Origin of the sequence: Tatumella ptyseos, assembly GCF_030552895.1 — a bacterium.
Lineage (GTDB): Bacteria > Pseudomonadota > Gammaproteobacteria > Enterobacterales > Enterobacteriaceae > Rosenbergiella > Rosenbergiella ptyseos_A.
In genome coordinates, this window is record NZ_CP130649.1 from 1,661,157 (window position 1) to 1,680,151 (window position 18,995).

Below are 18,995 nucleotides of genomic sequence, written 5' to 3' on the forward strand. Positions count from 1 at the left end.
GGAAAATATGACTTATCTTTGCCACGCTTGTTCTATTAATGATCACTCTTCAGGGTACGCCATATGACCGACATTCTATTTCGCCAAAGCGAGCAAAGTTTAACTTGGGGGGCGGGTGAGTTAGTTTTGGAAGTTTTTCTTGAACCAACTTGCCCGTTTTCCGTCCTAGCTTTTAACAAACTTCCTGCTCTCCTTAATGCGGCCGGGCCGGAGCAGATGCAAATCAAAATCCGGCTTCAGTCGCAACCTTGGCATATGTTTTCCGGAATAATCGTTCGTTATATTCTTGCAGCCTCTACGCTCAATGAAGGGCAGCATGCCGTGAAGACTGTCATGCAGAGTGTGGCCGATCACCGTGAAGAGTTTGAATTTATCGACCATTGTCGAGGCCCCAACTTACACACAACGCCCGAACAACTCCTACAGCGTTTAGTCTCTTATAGTGGTGTGGATGTCCGCGAAATTTTCGACCAAACAACGCTTCAGGATTTGGTAAAGCGCCAAACGAAGTATGCTCGACAGAATGGTATCCATGTCTCGCCAACTTTTATGGTCAATGGCTTAGTGCAACCTGGTTTGAGTAGTCAAGACTCCGTTGAAGAGTGGATGGAGACGTTAGGACTAGGTCAATTTAATCAGTAACTTAATTTACTTTTTAACCAATTCGCCGCTTTATCACCCAATCAGTAATGTAGCGGCGATTTTACCTTTGACATCGCGACGGCGAATCGTTAGGATTCACGGCGTTCACACAATTCCTCTGTAGTTCAGTCGGTAGAACGGCGGACTGTTAATCCGTATGTCACTGGTTCGAGTCCAGTCAGAGGAGCCAAATTTAAGAAGCCAGTTATCGAAAGGTAACTGGTTTTTTTGTTTTAATATCTATTAGCATTCTAAATTTATTACTGCTTAATTTCTGAAAAGGGGCTTCGACCGATATCTTTTCCCTTATGAAGTATTTCTTTCTAAATTACCTATCATTCTTCATTTTGGTAATAATATCTCCTTTTTACTACCAGTACATAACGGTTCAAAAATCTGCAAAGACAATGGCTTAATGGTAACCTAGCTACATCATGAAAATGAAAAAGGTCACAATTAAATGCCCCATTCGCTAATAAAAACGTTGATTACCTGCGTTATCGGGCTGATGAGTTATATTCCGCTGAGCCACGCCTCTTCAAGCTACATTCTCGATAAAGTTATTGTGGTAACTCGCCATGGCGTTCGTTCGCCTACTAATGGTCATGATTATGCGGAACTCACTGGTCAGCAATGGCCAAAATGGAATGTGCCTCCAGGATATCTTACGGGACATGGCTATGCTGGCATGGTTCAGCAAGGTCAATTTTTTGGTCAACTATGGCAGCATCTTGGATTATCACTTTCCTTACATCATAGTTGCCCCGACCCGCAAACAGTCAGCGTTTGGACTGCACCTGACCAGCGCACACAAGCAACCGGTAGCGCGCTCCTCGATGGATTGTTCCCTGGCTGCGGAATACCAATAGGCCACACTCGTTTAGCTGCTGATCCGCTTTTTGACGCCGCTAAGATGGGGTTCGGTTTGCCCAATAATACGTTAATACTCCAGCAAATCCGTTCACGCATGGCGCTCTACGCTCCTTTATCAGAGCATTATCGTGCGGCAGTCGATCTGTTTCGCCAAGCGGTATGTGCCCCACACTCGACAAGCTGTGCCTTTTTAAATAAACCTTGGGGCATCACTATTACTGATGGGGGGAAGCCTAAATTAGCGGGGCCAGTGGCAGATGCAGCCTCTATGGCGGAAAGCATTAGGCTTGCCTATAGCGAAAACCTCCCCCTGTCTGAGGTAGCGTTTGGCAATGTTCGTCATGCGGATGATGTGGGACGATTGCTAGCCTTGCACGCTGCTAAATATGATCTGGTGAGTGATACTCCAGAATATGCAAGACAAGGTGGGTCCTTACTCATGACTCAGATCCTTGATGCCTTGACGGGAAAATCGACCCTATACGCCTCACTCTTATCGAGTCCGATAGTGATATTCGTGGGCCATGATACTAACATCGCGCAATTACAGACCATGTTGGGATTCAGTTGGCATTTGGCAGAATATCCCCGTAACGATACCCCACCCGGCGGCAGCTTAGTGTTTTTTCGCTTCCATGAAGCGAAAACGGGTGAGCAATTTGTCCAGCTAAGCTTCCTGACCAGAAGTCTTGACCAATGGCGTGAACTAACGCCCTTGTCTTCACATACTCCGATGCTACAAGCCGACTATATCTATAAGGGCTGTTTTCGATATGACAACAAAACCCTCTGCCCGCTTTCGAGTTTTGTTCGTCAGGCTCGTCAACAAATTACGAAGCAGGATAACACTCACGTTTTTCAGTAGTAAAAAAGGCCCTTTCGGGCCTTTATTATTTAGTCTGTTGACGCTTAGAGCTGGGTCTCGGTTTTGACGCCGTAGAAGCAGGTTTCCCCTTCTGGCTCGTTTCGCCCCGAGCCGCTTGCCGGCGTGTATTACCGGATATTTGATTGTGGCGTTTCACCGCGCGACGAATTTGATTCGCTTTCGTGCGGCGACGATCTTTTTCAACAGCAAGTTTCGTCACTGTTTCTTCGCTCATGCCCACCAGCTCACGCAGGTAATTAACCGCAACTAAGTCCATCTCTGTATAGCCACCACGCGGTAAGCCTTTAGGGAGATGAATATCGCCGTAGCGCACACGCATCAAACGACTGACCTGTACCCCGACCGCTTCCCAAAGGCGACGAACTTCGCGATTACGTCCTTCGGTTAGGGTAACGTTATACCATTGGTTGATCCCTTCACCACCACCAAATTTCAGCGTTTTAAAGGCTGCCGGACCATCTTCTAGTTGGACACCAAGGCTTAATTGGCGGATCTTCTCATCGTCCACTTGACCGAAGACACGTACCGCATATTCGCGTTCAACTTCACGGCTAGGATGCATAAGACGGTTGGCTAATTCACCGTCGGTGGTAAACAGGAGTAAACCACAAGTATTTACATCCAGACGGCCTACAGCTATCCAACGTGCGCCATGGAGTTTAGGTAAACGATCAAAGACCGTAGGGCGACCTTCAGGATCGTTGCGCGTACAAAGCTCCCCTTCCGGCTTATAGTAAGCCAAAACTCGGCAAACTTCGCTCTCTGTCGCAATGACTGCCACTTGGCGACCATCAATTCGGATCTTTAATGTATTAGAAGGTTCGACCCTATCACCAAGTGTGGCAATTTTACCGTCAACACTGATACGACCGGCCGAGATCATGGCTTCAATTTCACGACGTGACCCATGACCTGCTCGCGCTAAAACTTTTTGTAACTTCTCGCTCATAACTGCCTCGCTGTCGCCTTCCCAGGCATCAGTTTATAAATTCGTTTAAAATCAATAACTTAAGTTATTCTCTATTGCCATTATACAGGATGAGAGAAGGGATGTAACGCCTTTTTATTGCCCGACTCAAGGGATTCTTCTTAAGGGAAATCGCTGGACTATCATTACTCGCTGGCATAATCTTCTACCGCCCTTGGCCTCGCTAATAAGAAGTATTCCTTATCAGTGAGTGAAGGTCCTTATATAATCTTTGGATTTAACATTGTAACGGAGCTGCCCATGCATTTACCTCGCCTTTCCCTTATCCTAAGTGGAGCGCTATTATTTGCCAGTGTTAGTTATGCAGATCCAACCACCAGCATCGACCAACGCCTTGATCAACTGATGGGTGCCAACAGCCATAACCAGTACCACCAATTCTTCTTAACCTTTCAACATGCAGTGTCGCACCAAGATAAGCAACAAGTCGCTACCATGTTAAGTTATCCCATTACTGCTCAAGTGGCGGGCCGGGATCGCATACTGCTCAACAAGAAAGACTTTCTTGCGGTTTATGACAAAATTTTCACCAACAGTCTACAAGATGTCGTACGTCATCAACGTTATGAGAAACTTTTTGCAAATAGCGATGGGGTGATGATCGGCGAGCAAGGCGAAATTTGGTTTAGCGGAGTGTGCCAACAGACGCCGTGTTCAATCCCAGTAATAAAAATCATCCGCATTAATGGTAATTCACGCTAACGAAGATTGGGCAATATTTCGATTGCCCAGTACTTTTATTCGAAAGGACGCGTATCACCTGCGCCTTGACGAACGATAACAGGGGCACCATCAGAAAGATCGATAACGGTGGTTGGATGCTGCCCGATGGAACCGCCGTTGAGAATCAAATCGACTTGATGACCGACTGAATCTTGAATCTCTTCTGGATCGGACTCAGCGAAATCATTACCGGGAAGAATAAGCGTTGTGGACATCAACGGCTCACCTAACGCTTCTAATAAAGCCTGAGCGACCGGGTGTGACGTTACACGTAGTCCGATCGTTTTGCGTTTTTCATTCATCAAACGGCGCGGAACTTCTTTCGTCGCTTTTAATAAGAACGTGTAACTGCCAGGCGTATTATTTTTTAATAGGCGAAAAGCAATATTATCAACCTGAGCATAGGTTGATAGTTCCGATAAATCTCGGCACATTAAGGTAAAATGATGACGGCCATCTAATTGCCTCAGGCGAATAATTCTCTCCATCGCGGCTTTATCTTCAAGTTTACAACCAATCGCATAACCCGAATCTGTGGGGTAAACAATGACTGACCCTTGATTAATTTGCTCAACCGCTTGTTTGACGATGCGCGGCTGAGGATTTTCTGGGTGAATATAAAATAATTGGCTCATAATCGTCTCCTACCCACGCGGTGGGGCAGCTAAAGCTGGAAATTTTTCCCATATGGGAACCACATCTTTCGGTAACCATAGTTTACGTCCTAACTCGATCCATGCACAGGGCTGATGAAAATCAGATCCTAACGAACCAGATAAGCCGTAATCCACTGCATACTTGGCTAATTGCTGTCTTTCATTCGGTGCCTGTTGACATTGAGCGACCTCCATCGCATCGCCACCTACGTCCGCAAAGTAGGCTAATAAGCGCTTGAGCCATTTATTGGAGAGCTGATAGCGTGCAGGATGAGCCACCACCGCCACACCACCCGCTTGATGAATGGCTTCAACCGCATCTGGAAGTGTGCACCACTGTGCTGGAACGTAGCCAGTTTTACCCCGAGCGAGATAATTTTTGAATACTTGGGCCATCGTCTCAGCTTTACCTTGCTGTATAAGGTAACGAGCAAAATGGGCTCGTGTAATCTGCCCAGCACCTGCCTCGTGACGTGCACCGCTCAGCGCATCCTTAATCCCCGCCTTGGCAAGCCGTTCCGCAATCATGACTGCACGGTCTTCTCGGCGCTGATATTGCTGCTGTAATAAAGTCACCATCGCTGGATGTTGGGGATCAAAACCTAAGCCAACGATATGTATTTCGTGATTTTCCCATAGGGTAGAGATCTCCACTCCCGTAATCAGCGTCAAATCGAGATTTTCTTCACGAATAGCATTTTGGGCATCTTCGATTGCTGCGGTCGTATCGTGGTCTGTGATTGCTAATACCTTAACCCCTCGCTCGTTAGCGCGAAGAACGAGTTCCCGCGCACTCAATACCCCATCTGAGGCTTGAGTATGGGTATGCAAATCATAGATAATCGCGCGTACAGTATCGGTCAAAATTTACTCTCTCAGCCGTGTTCAACATTTGCCCTACTGATAAATCACTTTTAGTTAACCTAGAGTGTTGACAATCTCGTCGTGAACTAGTTAACTAGTACACAGGACTTCGAACAGGACACAATCTCATGATGGTTATAACATTAAAGCATTCACAGTGGTGGCGCGTCACTCTCCCATAATCGGGCGACGTTGTCATGCATCCAGCTTAAATAACCGCTATGCAGATTTCTAAGCCCGCCCACTCGGCGGGCTTTTTATTGGAAGAATAATAGAGATAACACTAATGATATCCAGCAAACTCAAACTCATCACTGTTGAACCCCCCTATTCAGCCGATCCTACAGCACTGTTTAACCAACTTTGCGGTGCGAGGCCCTCTACCTTACTGCTCGAATCAGCAGATGTGAGTAGTAAAGACGATTTACAGAGCCTAATGATTGTCGATAGCGCGTTACGTATTAGTGCATTAGGTAACGTCGTTAAGGTCCAAGCATTGAGCGCTAATGGCCGGAGCCTATTACCGCTGCTATCTGACAAACTTCCCGCTGAGGCTGACACGACGCTTTGCGCCGATCAGTTGGTTATTACGTTCAGTACTCCACCGTTGCTACAAGACGAAGACAGCCGTTTAAAATCCGCATCCGTTTTCGATGTACTGCGTTTAGTGCCTACCTTAGTAGGCGATAGTGATCAACAGCGCCACGCCCTATTTTTAGGTGGGTTATTTGCCTACGACTTAGTTGCGGGATTTGAAACACTCCCCCCGCTACAACAGGATCAAGCCTGCCCGGATTACTGCTTCTACTTAGCTGAAACGTTACTCGTGCTCGACCACCAAACTCAACAAGCCCGTCTTCAAGCTAGTTTGTTTACCGATAACAGCGATGAGTTTCAACGTCTGCAAGCAAGATTACATCAACTTCATCAGCAAATGTTAACCACGCCAACCAAGGTTTCTGCTGCCCCAGTACCCGAGATGCAACTTAGTTGTAACCAGGACGATGCGACCTATTGCGATATTGTAAAATCGCTCCAAGCCGCTATTCGCCAAGGGGAAATTTTTCAGGTCGTCCCTTCTCGACGCTTTTCCTTACCTTGCCCCTCTCCGCTCGCGGCTTATGATGTATTGAAGAAAAGTAATCCTAGTCCTTACATGTTTTTCTTGCAGGACCAAGAGTTCAGCCTCTTCGGCGCTTCTCCAGAAAGTTCGCTGAAGTACGATGCCCAGAGTCGGCAAATTGAGATCTACCCCATTGCGGGGACACGTCCGCGTGGCCGACATGCTGACGGTTCGCTGAACCTTGACCTCGATAGCCGTATAGAACTTGATATGCGTAATGATGAGAAAGAGATGTCCGAACATCTTATGTTAGTCGATTTAGCGCGTAACGATTTGGCTCGTATCTGTACACCTGGTAGCCGTTATGTCGCAGACCTCACCAAGGTAGACCGCTATACCTTTGTGATGCATTTAGTTTCTCGCGTCGTCGGTCGCTTACATGATGATTTTGACGTACTGCATGCCTACCGTGCTTGTATGAATATGGGAACCTTAAGTGGTGCGCCAAAAGTACGCGCTATGCAGTTAATTGCAGAGCATGAAAAGACGCGTCGTGGCAGTTATGGGGGTGCCGTCGGCTATTTTACTGGGACCGGGGATTTTGATACCTGTATTGTGATTCGCTCGGCCTATGTAGAAAACGGAATTGCTAGCGTGCAAGCAGGCGCAGGAGTAGTACTTGATTCAGACCCACAGTCTGAAGCCGATGAAAGCCGAAATAAAGCGCGAGCAGTATTAAGAGCTATCGCGACTGCTCACCATTGCCAGGAGATCTTCTAATGGCTGATATTCTATTAATTGATAATTTTGATTCCTTCACCTACAACTTAGTCGACCAGTTACGGACATTCGGTCATAACGTTATTATTTTCCGTAACAACGTCCCAGTAGAACAATTAGTTACCAAGGTTAATAGCTTAGAGCAGCCTATCGTTTTGTTATCGCCAGGTCCAGGCGCACCAAGTGAAGCCGGCTGTATGCCCGAGTTGCTTAAGCAACTACGCGGTAAAGTCCCCATTATTGGTATCTGTTTGGGGCACCAAGCCATCGTCGAAAGTTACGGCGGGACAGTGGGGCAAGCAGGTGAAATTCTCCATGGCAAAGCCTCTGATATCACCCACGATAACTTAGAGATGTTCCAACATTTACCTTGCCCTTTACCCGTTGCGCGCTATCACTCGCTGGTCGGGAGTAATGTGCCGCCCAGCTTAACGGTTAATGCTACTTTTAATGGTATGGTGATGGCCGTCAGGCACGACGCAGACCGCGTATGTGGATTTCAATTTCATCCTGAATCTATCCTCACTACTCATGGCGCTAAATTACTGGAACAAACGCTTACTTGGGCGTTAACACGATAAGGGACTTTCATGAAATTATTACTTGAGCGCCTCTATCAGGGGCAACAGATCAGCCAGCAAGAGAGTGAGCAACTATTCTCTGCCGTCGTTAAGGGTGAAATTGATTCTGTTAGTCTAGCAGGGCTATTGATTGCCATGAAAGTAAGAGGTGAATCGCCACAAGAAATTGCAGGTGCAGCCACCGCTTTCCTCAATCATGCGCTCCCCTTCCCCCGCCCTGATGGCCTGTTCGCGGACATTGTCGGGACGGGTGGTGATGGTTCAAATAGCATTAACATTTCTACTGCGAGTGCCTTCGTAGCGGCAGCATGCGGTTACAAAGTTGCCAAACATGGTAATCGTAGTGTCTCCAGTAAGTCCGGATCATCCGATCTATTGGCTGCCTTTGGTATCAACTTAGATATGCCTCCTGCGCAAGCCCGCGCAGCGTTGGATGAACTGAATTTATGCTTTCTCTTCGCGCCGCATTACCACACGGGTTTTCGACATGCGATGCCCGTCCGCAAACAGCTAGCCACTCGCACACTGTTTAACGTGCTGGGACCGTTAATTAACCCAGCTCGTCCACCCTTGGCATTAATTGGTGTCTATAGTCCAGAACTGGTGCAGCCCATTGCAGAGACGTTACGGGTACTAGGCTATCAGCGTGCGGCAGTGGTGCATGGCGGCGGCATGGATGAGATCGCGATTCACACTACAACAAACGTCGCAGAACTTCGAGATGGGGAGATAACTCGCTACCAAATTAGCCCAGATGATTTTGGCCTCTCGCTACATTCCATTGAGAGTCTACGAGGAGGCACTCCAGAAGAAAACCGTGACATTTTAGCGCAATTACTTCAGGGTAAAGGTAAGGAAGCCCATGAACACGCCATTGCTATCAATGTCGCGATGTTAATGAAGCTTTTTGGCCAAGAGAACTTACGCGAGAATGCCACAAAAGCTCTCGACGTGTTGCGTAGTGGTGCTGCCTATCAATGTGTTACAGCGTTAGCCGCAAGAGGATAATATGCAGGGTACCGTACTTCAGAAGATCGTTGATGATAAGAAAATTTGGATAGCGGCGCGTAAAGCGGCGCAACCACTGACAGATTTCCAAGCTGAGGTCACGCCCAGCGATCGTTCCTTTACTCAGGCATTACGTGAGCATAACCCGGCCTTTATCTTAGAGTGTAAAAAAGCCTCTCCCTCTAAAGGGTTAATTCGTGATGTATTTAACCCTTCAGCCATCGCTACGGTCTACCGTGACTATGCTTCAGCTATCTCGGTCTTGACTGACGAGAAGTATTTCCAAGGCGACTTCGCCTTTCTGCCGATAGTGCGACAAGCCGTTCACCAACCGGTACTGTGTAAAGACTTTATGGTTGATCCCTACCAAGTCTGGTTGGCTCGGTACTATCAAGCCGATGCTATTCTATTAATGCTATCTGTATTAGACGATGAGCAGTATCGCCTTCTCGCGGAAGTGGCTAAGAAATTAAAGATGGGAATTCTTACTGAGGTGAGCAACCAGGAAGAACTAGACAGAGCCATCGCTTTGCAAGCCGAAGTCGTCGGAATCAATAATCGCGATTTACGTGACCTTTCTGTAGATACCGATAAAACCCGCCAGTTGGCAAGTCAACTGCCTGAGGGCACCTTGGTCATTAGTGAGTCAGGTATTCAGCACTACTCACAAATCAAAGATCTGAACCAATATGCACAAGGATTTTTAGTTGGCTCATCCTTGATGGCAGAAGATGATCTGCGCTTTGCCGTCAAGCGCCTGCTCTCCGGCGAAAATAAAGTCTGTGGCTTAACCCGTGGCCAAGACGCTCAAGACGCTTATCAAGCTGGGGCACTTTATGGTGGACTGATATTCGTTGACGGATCTCCACGTTGTGTGAATGAAGAGCAAGCTAAGCGCATCATTGAAAGCGCCCCGCTTCGTTATGTTGGGGTTTTTCGTGATGTCGAAGTCGGCGACATTGTCTTAAAAGTCGAAGCATTAGGTCTATCTGTTGTACAGCTTCATGGTAGCGAAGACCCTTCTTACGTCCGCCGCCTTCGCGATTTATTACCCGCTAGCTGCCAGATTTGGAAAGCCTTTAAGATCGAGGGGCACCTGCCAGATCGAGGCTGGATCGGCGTTGATCGGTACGTTTTCGACAATGGACAAGGCGGTAGTGGCAAAAGCTTTGATTGGCAATTATTAGCCGACCAACCGCTAAATGATATTATCTTGGCGGGAGGACTCAATGCAGAAAATATCGAATCCGCATTAGCTCTAGGTTGTGCTGGCGTTGATCTCAATTCCGGTGTTGAAGTCTCGCCAGGGATTAAAGATAAACAACAACTGACGACCGTTTTTAACGCGATCAATACCTACGCAACCCACGCTCAATAACAATGAATGGATACTGAAAATGACATTATTAAATCCTTATTTTGGTGAGTACGGCGGGCAATATGTCCCACAAATCTTAATGCCAGCCTTAGCGCAGTTAGAAGAAGCCTTCGTCAGCGCACAGCGTGATCCTGAATTTCAACAACAGTTTACTCAGTTACTCAAAGATTATGCTGGCCGCCCAACTGCCCTAACCTTATGCCAAAATTTAACGGCCGGCACACAGACTCGACTATACCTAAAGCGAGAAGATCTCCTGCACGGTGGTGCGCACAAAACTAATCAGGTTCTGGGTCAAGCACTGTTGGCTAAGCGTATGGGTAAAAATGAGATTATTGCTGAGACTGGAGCGGGTCAACACGGTGTGGCATCTGCCTTAGCCTGTGCACTCCTCGGTATGAAGTGTCGAATTTATATGGGCGCGAAAGACGTTGAGCGTCAGTCACCCAATGTTTTTCGTATGCGGTTAATGGGCGCAGAAGTCATCCCGGTACATAGTGGTTCTGCAACCTTAAAAGATGCCTGCAATGAAGCATTACGCGATTGGTCTGGAAGTTATGAAACCGCCCACTATATGTTAGGTACCGCCGCAGGCCCTCATCCCTTCCCGACTATCGTTCGCGAATTCCAGCGCATGATTGGTGAAGAGACACGCCAACAAATTATGGAAAAAGAGGGGCGCCTCCCTGATGCCGTTATCGCCTGCGTAGGGGGTGGATCGAATGCGATCGGCATGTTTGCGGACTTTATTGATACGCCTGAAGTCCAGCTAATTGGCGTTGAGCCCGCGGGTCATGGTATTGAAAGTGGTGAGCACGGTGCCCCCTTGAAGCATGGCCGAACTGGTATCTATTTTGGTATGAAAGCGCCAATGATGCAGACCGAAGAAGGTCAAATTGAAGAATCTTATTCTATTTCAGCTGGCCTAGATTTTCCTTCAGTTGGCCCACAACACGCTTACTTGAATAGCATTGGTCGAGCTGATTACGTTTCAATTACCGACGATGAAGCCTTAGAGGCCTTCAAAGCATTATGTAAAGCAGAAGGCATTATTCCTGCGTTAGAATCTTCACATGCGCTGGCGCAGGCTATAAAAATGGCTAAAGCCGCTCCTGAGAAAGCGCAACTGTTAGTCGTCAACCTTTCAGGCCGTGGCGACAAAGACATATTCACTGTTCACGACATCTTACAACAACGGGGAGAAATTTAATGGACCGTTATGCAGCTCTATTTTCCCGGTTGTCTGACCAACAACAGGGAGCCTTTGTTCCGTTTGTAACCTTAGGCGATCCAACTCCTGAGCTTTCATTACAAATCATTGACGCCTTAGTTGACGGTGGTGCAGACGCTTTGGAATTAGGGATACCCTTCTCCGATCCTCTCGCCGACGGCCCAACTATTCAGACGGCAACACTGCGCGCTTTTGCTGGCGGTATTACCACTCAAAAATGCTTTGATATTTTAAAAACGGTTCGTAACAAGTATCCCGAACTGCCTATTGGTTTGCTCATGTATGCAAACTTGGTCTTTAGCCAAGGGATTGATGAGTTCTATCAACGTTGTGCCGAAGCGGGTGTAGACTCTGTTCTGATAGCTGATGTCCCTATCGAAGAGTCTTTACCTTTTCGTCAAGCGGCAACGCGTCATGGTATTGCTCCGATCTTTATTTGCCCGCCGAATGCTGACGATGCATTGATTGAATCTATTGGTCAGTGGGGACAAGGTTACACCTATCTCCTTTCGAGAGCTGGCGTGACCGGGGCTGAAAATCGTGCGACCACCTCACTTGGGCACTTAGTTGAAAAACTGAATCAGTATGGTGCCCCACCAGCAATTCAAGGGTTTGGGATTTCGCAACCTGAACAAGTGCGTGCTGCGATCGACTCGGGTGCGGCTGGCGCCATAGCGGGTTCAGCAACCGTCAAAATCATTGAGCAGTATGCCGTAGATCCTGAACATTTACTGCAGAAGTTAAAACATTTTGTCAGCGAACTCAAAGCGGCGACCCATAAGTCAGCTTAGTCGTGACGTGGATTAAGATTTACTATAGAAATATTAGAAGATTTCTTATTAATAGGCTAAATTTGAGCTGATCGTCTGATCACTATATCATCAAGATTCAACAGGGAGGCATCGAATGAAGTTTGCAAAAATAGTGACAACTGGTTTATTAGCGACCGTACTTGGATTATCTCTAGCGGGTTGTGCACCAACCCCAAAGCATGAAGGTACCGGTGGTTATATTGATGACACAGTCGTGACAACTAAAGTAAAAGCCAAACTATTAGGTGTGAAGGATTTACGTTCTACGGAAATCAACGTTGAAACCTTCAAAGGGCGTGTGCAATTAAGTGGTTTTGTAAGTTCTGCGCAAGCGGCACAAAAAGCAGTTGATGTAACGCGTACTGTACCTGGCGTTCGTTCGGTCGTGAATGGTATGCAAATCAAGTAAACCGCAAGGTAAAGGCCGTTAATACGGCCTTTTTTTAAATTTAGAACTTGTAACCTGCTCCTAAGAAAAATACCACTGGGTTGATTTTAGTATCAATTGAGTGTGATTCCCCCGCTGCTTTAAAGCGAACTTTCGTTTTAATATCCATATACCATACTGAAGCATTTAGCATCCAATGATCATTTAATTGATAATCCATACCTGCTTGCGCAGCATAACCCCACGAATCTTTGAGACGTAAGTCTGACAAGCCTGCTTGGCGGCCAGTATTATTGAACTTATTATCGAAGAAGGTTGTGTAGTTGATACCTGCGCCAACATAGGGTTGGAATTTTTCGCTGCTATCCAGAAAATAATATTGTGCCATCAAGGTGGGGGGGAGTTGGTGCACCGTGGCAATATTACCGGTGGAGCGTAAGCCGACTTTATGTCTGAAGGGAGTCGCAGCGAGAAGCTCCACACCAATATGGTCTGTTGCCATATAGGTAAATGTTAGCCCAAGTTGAGTGTTATTGCTGACATTAAATGAACCCAGTCCTAATACATTATCGGAATTTCCCGTTGGACGGACTAACGCTGCTCCGCCACGAATAAAAAAATCACCCGCTTGGTGGGCAGAGGCCATTGCTGGGAAGAGTAGAGCCATGGCTAACATAATTTTACGCGCTTCCATAATAACTCCTGAATTTATCGATAAAAAATGACGAAACGTAAACACCTATAATTATTGTGCCTATTCTGTCGCGTTTATCGACGAAATTCATGTGAATAATGAAGCAATTATTCTATATAAAACAATGCCTTGATCGAGATCAATTTAGATACAGTATTTCCCTTCGAGCAATTAACTCTTTTATCAAGCAGTTACCCATTAATGCTCAAAAATCGATATAATAGAAAGTTATGTAAGTCCTGTGCCAGTTCCCACTTTATCCATGTACAATTGGGTCAAGTTTTCCCTATACATCAAGGAGTTTTCATGTCCCTCACGGCCAATCAATTTTACCGTGACGCTGCCCAGCAGTTTAAGCAGCATTTCAAGCCGTTGATATTGATCTCACTGCTCTCAGCCTTTGTTACAGTATTGTTACTAAAAACTTTCATCCCCTCAACAGACCCACTAAGCGACTTTTTAAAAAGTGGTGAAAGTACCGACTCGCTTTTTGGTCTAATTAAAGACATGAGTGAGGATCAACGTAGTGTTTTAATGCACATCTCGGCCGTAATGACCTTTTCTGCTCTGATCGGTAATACTTTATTGGTAGGCGGAGTACTCAAATACTTATCTGCAACGGCTCAAGGGCAAGCAACGAGCGCAATTCGCGCTATCGGTGCCAGTGCACCAGTGTGGCCACGTCTACTTATTCAAACATTTTTGCTCACCACCATTGTACAACTCGGCTTTTACGTGTTGATTGTACCTGGGGTGATACTCATGGTGTTATTCTCTTTATCCCCTGTACTCCTGCTCGAAAATGATCGTGGATTACTGAAAACGATGAAACAGAGTGTGCCGTTAGTGTGGAAAAATATCCGTCTTATCGCACCAGCGGTTATCGCCTGGTTCGTCGTAAGGATTGCGTTGACCTTTATCTTTGGTAGCTTTGGCTTAATGCCTAACAGCATCATTCTGCTTATTAGCAATGTATTAGCCCACTTAACCTCAGCATTGTTATTGATCTATCTCTATCGTATTACTGCCCAGATTCGTTAATCACCATGCAGCCTACTTTTAGGCTGCATTAGGACAATAAAATGAAACAGTTGCTCGATTTTTTACCTTTAGTCGCTTTTTATATCTGTTACAAGCTCTACGATATTTTCGTGGCTTCAGGAGCATTGATTATCGCTTCAGCATTAGCCTTGATCGCAACCTGGTTTATCTACCGTAAAATAGAAAAAATGACGTGGGTGACCTTTATTTTGGTTACCCTTTTTGGGTCATTGACCCTTATTTTCCATAACAATGAATTTATTAAATGGAAGGTAACCGCTATTTATGGTTTCTTTGCTTTGGCACTACTTTATAGTCAGTTTTTTATGAAAAAACCGATTATTCAGTCAATGTTAGGGAAAGAGGTGCAACTTCCGGATAGTTTGTGGCGCAAGCTGACTTATGCTTGGGTACTCTTTTTTATCTTCTGTGGCGCACTGAATGTCTATGTTGCGTTCTGGCAGCCTGAAGCCGTTTGGGTTAACTTTAAAATGTTCGGCTTAACTATTTTGACCGTTGTTTTTACCTTAGTGAATGGACTTTTCATTTGGCGTCATATGCCACAAACCGACAAATAATAATAACTTATAAATAGATGTAATCTGGAGCAATGTTATGAGCGAAAATTTACGAAGCCCGCAAGGTGAGATGGTCCTGCGTACCCTGGCAATGCCCGCGGATACCAATGCCAATGGGGATATTTTCGGCGGCTGGGTTATGTCACAGATGGATATGGGTGGCGCGATCTTGGCTAAGGAAATTGCTGAGGGTCGCGTTGTCACCCTTCGTGTCGATGGTATGACCTTTCTAAAACCGGTTGCAGTGGGTGACGTTGTCAGCTGTTATGCGAGTTGTATCAAGACCGGCCATAGTTCAATTACCATTAACGTGGAGGTCTGGATTAAGAAAGTATCTTCCGAACCGATTGGACAACGTTATTGTACAACAGAAGCGGTTTTCATTTATGTAGCCGTGGACGAACAGGGTAAATCACGTGCACTTCCAGAGCATGCACAAGGACTCGCCCACTGTCGTTAATACAGAAAAAGCGTGAAGCTGCCTTCACGCTTTAGTTTTCTATTCGATCGATGAACTTCCATCAATTCTGAAGATAATATTGAAGGTCTGACCTTGAGCCGGATGCCCCGGTGCATAACGCCAGCGTTTAATGGCATTTCTAACTTCTCGATCAAACATTCCTCTTGGCTCAGCCGAAACAATTTCGATGTTATCGACGGCACCTGTTGCGTCAACATCAAACTTAACTCGAACACGGCCTTCAACATGTAACGCTAAGGCACGTGCTGGATAAGCGGGATTAACGGTTGCCAAACGTTGTGGCTTACCTTCAGACACACTTTTCTGTTGGTCTGTTGATTTTTGTGGCGCTGTTTGTGCACGTGTTTGCGGCTGCGTATTCTGTTGATTAAACGGATTATCTTGTGCAGGTGGCGCCTTATGTTCGACCGGTTTTTCTACTGGCTTATGTACCACCGGCTTGGGTTTCTCATGGTGGACCGGTTTAGGGATGACTTTTTTAACCGGCTTGGGCTTCGGTTTTTCAACCGGAATTTCAACCTTATGCTCTACAGTTGGCTGTTCAACCTCAGGCGTTGACTCAGCTGTTGAGACAGGTTGCGGGGTTGCCGCGGCACTTTTCGCAGCAAGCTCCGGCTGAACTTCAGGTGCGACCAAAGAAACATTTATTGCTTGCTGGGGAGGCGGCAATTGGAATTCACGGTTCATCGAGGCATAGAGTAATCCTGCAATGACTGCACCATGTAATGCAATAGAGACGATTGTCGCAATCGATCCACGTTTAGGTAACTCTTCGGTTAGACTGCTCATAGTATTCTTTCGCTCAATGTATTACCGATATTCTAAATGCAAATAGCAATCAGTTTCAATGCTGTTTTCATTACAGCCAAAGAAATTTGGTCACCGATGCTTTTTAATTGCGCCCTAGGTCATATTGCAGTAACTTTCATCTTTTACCCTACCGACAAAGGTATTCCTGTGCTTTACGTCATTTATGCCGAAGATAATAAAGATTCGCTAGAGAAGCGTTTAAGTGTACGAGCAGCCCATTTGGCTCGATTACAAATTTTAAAAGATGAAGATCGTTTGCTTACCGCAGGTCCCATGCCGATTGCAGATAGTGAAGAACCTGGTCATGCAGGTTTCTCCGGTTCCGTAATCATTGCTGAATTTTCATCTTTAGATGAGGCACAAACCTGGGCTAATGACGATCCTTACGTTGCTGCAGGCATTTACCAAAACGTTACCGTGCGCCCGTTTAAACGCGTTTTTTGATGGGCTACTAATTTCTGCTGAGCGGGGATGATTTAAATACCTCTCCGCTAGCTTTTAAACACATTTTACTATTACCAATTTTTCCCTTTATCTTTTCTTAGCCTGATTTGCTTCATAGTCTTTGCCCTTTCCCATTCGCCTCCCGAGTAAAAATCCGGAATTGGTTTACATTCCTAATACTCCACGTACACTACACTCAACTTTATTTGGGGATTCGATACTGCCTATGACCTCTGCGACTTTCTATGGCCTACTTAATGGTGTCATTCTCTTTAGCTACTGGCTATTGATCGCGAGTGTTACTATACGAATCCTGATAAAACGCCGTACCGTCTCTTCCTCAATGGTATGGTTACTGATTATTTTCTTTCTCCCCCTCGTCGGCGTTATTGCGTATATCGCTTTCGGTGAATTATATCTCGGCCGGCGGCGAGCTGAGCGTGCACGCAGTATGTGGCCAGCTACTGCACACTGGCTACAAGAGTTAAAAAGCTGTCAGCATATTTTTGCGACCCACACCAGCGATGTGGCCAGTAGTCTCTTTAACCTCTGTGAAAACCGACAAGGGATCCCGGGGGTGAAAGGCAATCAGCTGCAACTCCTCACCAGCGCACCAGATGTGATGAATGCGTTGATCCGGGACATTAATCTTGCCCACCGTACCATTGAAATGGTTTTTTATATTTGGCAGCCCGGGGGGAAAAGTGACCATGTTGCTAATGCCCTAATTAGTGCTGCGCGCAGAGGTGTTGTCTGTCGAGTACTACTTGATTGTGCGGGGAGCCGCCAATTTTTCAAAAGTGCATGGCCTGAACGTATGCGACATGCCGGTATTGAGGTGATTCAGGCACTTCCTGTTAATATTTTCCGCTTTTTTCTCCGTCGCCTAGATTTACGTCAGCATAGAAAAATCGTCCTAATTGATAACGCTATCGCCTACACTGGTAGCATGAATATGGTCGATCCGCGCTTCTTTAAGCAAGATGCAGGCGTCGGCCAGTGGGTAGATTTAATGGCACGGATGGAAGGACCCGTAGCGACTACATTAGGGATCGTTTACTCTTGCGATTGGGAAATCGAAACCGGTGAGAGAGTCCTTCCCCCTTTGCCTGAGCGTGTAAGTATGCCATTCGAGCAGTCCTCAGGGCACACCATTCATGTTATTGCTTCAGGCCCAGGGTTTCCTGAAGATCTTATCCATCAAGCACTGTTAACGGCCATTTATGCCGCTCGTGAAAGCTTGATTATGACTACTCCTTATTTCGTTCCTAGTGATGACCTTTTACACGCCATTTGTACTGCTGCATACCGTGGTGTTGAGGTCAGCTTGATTGTGCCGCGCAAAAATGATTCGCTACTCGTCGGCTGGGCAAGCCGAGCATTTTTCACCGAACTGCTTGATGCAGGAGTGAATATTTATCTTTTCGAGGAAGACCTCCTTCATACGAAAAGCGTCTTAATTGATGGAGAACTCAGCTTAATCGGCACCGTCAATTTAGATATGCGTAGCTTGTGGTTAAACTTTGAAATTACCTTAGTCATTGACGATGCGGATTTCGGGAATGATTTAGATTGTGTGCAACAAGATTATATTGCGCGTTCAACCCTCCTTTCTAAGGAATCATGGTCGCACCGTGCTTACTGGAAACGGATTGTCGAACGATTGTTTTACTTCTTGAGTCCATTATTGTAAAACTGCGTTGAACTCTATTCTCACTGAAAATAACTAGGTTACTTATGGATTTAAATAATCGCCTTACCGAAGATGAAACACTTGAGCAGGCCTATGATATTTTCTTGGAGCTAGCTGCTGACAACTTAGATCCTGCAGACACAATTCTCTTTAATTTACAATTTGAATCTCGTGGAGGCGCTGAGCTTCACGACCCCTCAGCAGATTGGGAAGAGCATGTGGATTTTGACTTAAATCCGGATTTTTTTTCTGAAGTCATTATTGGCTTAGGGGAGGATGAGGACGCCCCGATTACCGATATTTTTGCCCGAATTCTACTTTGTAGAGAAAAAAATCATAAACTCTGCCATATATTATGGAGAGAGTAATTCACTCTTTATC

General features: G+C 46.1%; 19 protein-coding genes, 1 tRNA gene, 1 pseudogene and 1 other annotated feature. Of the genes and pseudogenes, 16 read left to right on the forward strand and 5 right to left on the reverse strand.

What is annotated here, in order from left to right:
- The first annotated feature begins 63 nt into the window (after nucleotides 1–63).
- The 3 genes from QJR74_RS07825 to QJR74_RS07835 all read left to right on the forward strand — a co-directional run bounded on the left by QJR74_RS07825 (nucleotide 64) and on the right by QJR74_RS07835 (nucleotide 2,380).
- Nucleotides 64–642 (forward strand): DsbA family protein, encoded by a 579-nt coding sequence (locus QJR74_RS07825; protein ID WP_304371320.1) that lies wholly within the window; start codon nucleotides 64–66, stop codon nucleotides 640–642.
- A 114-nt stretch (nucleotides 643–756) separates the two neighbouring features.
- Nucleotides 757–832 (forward strand) — tRNA-Asn (locus QJR74_RS07830).
- 270 nt (nucleotides 833–1,102) lie between these two features.
- Nucleotides 1,103–2,380 carry a histidine-type phosphatase gene (locus tag QJR74_RS07835; protein ID WP_304371321.1) on the forward strand — a complete coding sequence of 426 codons (1,278 nt, stop codon included), beginning with the start codon at nucleotides 1,103–1,105 and terminating at the stop codon, nucleotides 2,378–2,380.
- A 25-nt stretch (nucleotides 2,381–2,405) separates the two neighbouring features.
- On the opposite strand, the gene rluB is transcribed toward QJR74_RS07835, so the two are convergent.
- Nucleotides 2,406–3,350: a 23S rRNA pseudouridine(2605) synthase RluB gene (rluB, locus tag QJR74_RS07840; RefSeq protein ID WP_304371322.1), complete on the reverse strand. Its 945-nt coding sequence runs from the start codon at nucleotides 3,348–3,350 to the stop codon at nucleotides 2,406–2,408.
- A 279-nt stretch (nucleotides 3,351–3,629) separates the two neighbouring features.
- On the opposite strand from rluB, the gene QJR74_RS07845 reads away from it, so the two are divergent.
- Nucleotides 3,630–4,091 (forward strand): hypothetical protein, encoded by a 462-nt coding sequence (locus QJR74_RS07845; protein WP_304371323.1) that lies wholly within the window; start codon nucleotides 3,630–3,632, stop codon nucleotides 4,089–4,091.
- Between the two features lie 35 nt (nucleotides 4,092–4,126).
- On the opposite strand, the gene QJR74_RS07850 is transcribed toward QJR74_RS07845, so the two are convergent.
- Both QJR74_RS07850 and rnm read right to left on the reverse strand, forming a co-directional pair.
- On the reverse strand, nucleotides 4,127–4,747 hold the full coding sequence (locus QJR74_RS07850; RefSeq protein ID WP_304371324.1) for an L-threonylcarbamoyladenylate synthase: 621 nt from the start codon (nucleotides 4,745–4,747) through the stop codon (nucleotides 4,127–4,129).
- Nucleotides 4,748–4,756: 9 nt separating this feature from the next.
- A complete protein-coding gene (gene rnm, locus QJR74_RS07855) occupies nucleotides 4,757–5,632 on the reverse strand; it encodes an RNase RNM (RefSeq protein WP_304371325.1) in 876 nt (291 codons plus the stop codon).
- Nucleotides 5,633–5,785: 153 nt separating this feature from the next.
- Nucleotides 5,786–5,894, forward strand: a sequence feature (Trp leader region).
- A 24-nt stretch (nucleotides 5,895–5,918) separates the two neighbouring features.
- On the opposite strand from rnm, the gene QJR74_RS07860 reads away from it, so the two are divergent.
- From QJR74_RS07860 to QJR74_RS07885, 6 genes and pseudogenes are all read left to right on the forward strand, one after another.
- Complete coding sequence (locus QJR74_RS07860) at nucleotides 5,919–7,475, forward strand: anthranilate synthase component 1 (protein WP_304371326.1); 1,557 nt, start codon at nucleotides 5,919–5,921, stop codon at nucleotides 7,473–7,475.
- Nucleotides 7,475–9,064 (forward strand): annotated as a pseudogene (gene trpD, locus QJR74_RS07865) (bifunctional anthranilate synthase glutamate amidotransferase component TrpG/anthranilate phosphoribosyltransferase TrpD). Before QJR74_RS07860 ends, trpD begins: the two are co-directional and overlap by 1 nt.
- A gap of 1 nt (nucleotide 9,065) precedes the next feature.
- A complete protein-coding gene (gene trpCF, locus QJR74_RS07870) occupies nucleotides 9,066–10,442 on the forward strand; it encodes a bifunctional indole-3-glycerol-phosphate synthase TrpC/phosphoribosylanthranilate isomerase TrpF (RefSeq protein ID WP_304371327.1) in 1,377 nt (458 codons plus the stop codon).
- 19 nt (nucleotides 10,443–10,461) lie between these two features.
- Complete coding sequence (trpB, locus tag QJR74_RS07875) at nucleotides 10,462–11,652, forward strand: tryptophan synthase subunit beta (protein ID WP_304371328.1); 1,191 nt, start codon at nucleotides 10,462–10,464, stop codon at nucleotides 11,650–11,652.
- Complete coding sequence (trpA, locus tag QJR74_RS07880; protein ID WP_304371329.1) at nucleotides 11,652–12,464, forward strand: tryptophan synthase subunit alpha; 813 nt, start codon at nucleotides 11,652–11,654, stop codon at nucleotides 12,462–12,464. The genes trpB and trpA overlap by 1 nt, the downstream gene beginning before the upstream one ends.
- A gap of 115 nt (nucleotides 12,465–12,579) precedes the next feature.
- Complete coding sequence (locus QJR74_RS07885; RefSeq protein WP_304371330.1) at nucleotides 12,580–12,894, forward strand: BON domain-containing protein; 315 nt, start codon at nucleotides 12,580–12,582, stop codon at nucleotides 12,892–12,894.
- 40 nt (nucleotides 12,895–12,934) lie between these two features.
- Here the strand turns inward: QJR74_RS07885 and ompW are convergent, their stop codons facing one another.
- Nucleotides 12,935–13,567, reverse strand: a complete 633-nt coding sequence (gene ompW / locus QJR74_RS07890) for an outer membrane protein OmpW (RefSeq protein ID WP_304371331.1) — start codon at nucleotides 13,565–13,567, stop codon at nucleotides 12,935–12,937.
- 306 nt (nucleotides 13,568–13,873) lie between these two features.
- Between ompW and QJR74_RS07895 the strand changes: the two genes are divergently transcribed.
- From QJR74_RS07895 to yciA, 3 genes are read left to right on the forward strand one after another with little or no spacing between them, the layout of a single operon-like run.
- Nucleotides 13,874–14,608 carry a YciC family protein gene (locus QJR74_RS07895; RefSeq protein WP_304371332.1) on the forward strand — a complete coding sequence of 245 codons (735 nt, stop codon included), beginning with the start codon at nucleotides 13,874–13,876 and terminating at the stop codon, nucleotides 14,606–14,608.
- Nucleotides 14,609–14,649: 41 nt separating this feature from the next.
- Nucleotides 14,650–15,186: a septation protein A gene (locus QJR74_RS07900; protein ID WP_099822802.1), complete on the forward strand. Its 537-nt coding sequence runs from the start codon at nucleotides 14,650–14,652 to the stop codon at nucleotides 15,184–15,186.
- A 37-nt stretch (nucleotides 15,187–15,223) separates the two neighbouring features.
- Complete coding sequence (yciA, locus tag QJR74_RS07905; RefSeq protein ID WP_304371333.1) at nucleotides 15,224–15,646, forward strand: acyl-CoA thioester hydrolase YciA; 423 nt, start codon at nucleotides 15,224–15,226, stop codon at nucleotides 15,644–15,646.
- A 39-nt stretch (nucleotides 15,647–15,685) separates the two neighbouring features.
- On the opposite strand, the gene QJR74_RS07910 is transcribed toward yciA, so the two are convergent.
- The gene (locus QJR74_RS07910; RefSeq protein WP_304371334.1) at nucleotides 15,686–16,456 is read right to left on the reverse strand and encodes an energy transducer TonB; all 771 of its coding nucleotides are present in this window, start codon (nucleotides 16,454–16,456) and stop codon (nucleotides 15,686–15,688) included.
- 168 nt (nucleotides 16,457–16,624) lie between these two features.
- On the opposite strand from QJR74_RS07910, the gene QJR74_RS07915 reads away from it, so the two are divergent.
- From QJR74_RS07915 to QJR74_RS07925, 3 genes are all read left to right on the forward strand, one after another.
- The gene (locus QJR74_RS07915; protein WP_304373997.1) at nucleotides 16,625–16,921 is read left to right on the forward strand and encodes a YciI family protein; all 297 of its coding nucleotides are present in this window, start codon (nucleotides 16,625–16,627) and stop codon (nucleotides 16,919–16,921) included.
- Between the two features lie 226 nt (nucleotides 16,922–17,147).
- On the forward strand, nucleotides 17,148–18,614 hold the full coding sequence (gene cls / locus QJR74_RS07920) for a cardiolipin synthase (protein WP_304371335.1): 1,467 nt from the start codon (nucleotides 17,148–17,150) through the stop codon (nucleotides 18,612–18,614).
- 44 nt (nucleotides 18,615–18,658) lie between these two features.
- Entirely contained in the window at nucleotides 18,659–18,982 is a 324-nt protein-coding gene (locus QJR74_RS07925) for an HI1450 family dsDNA-mimic protein (protein ID WP_304371336.1), read from the forward strand.
- Nucleotides 18,983–18,995 lie beyond the last annotated feature (13 nt).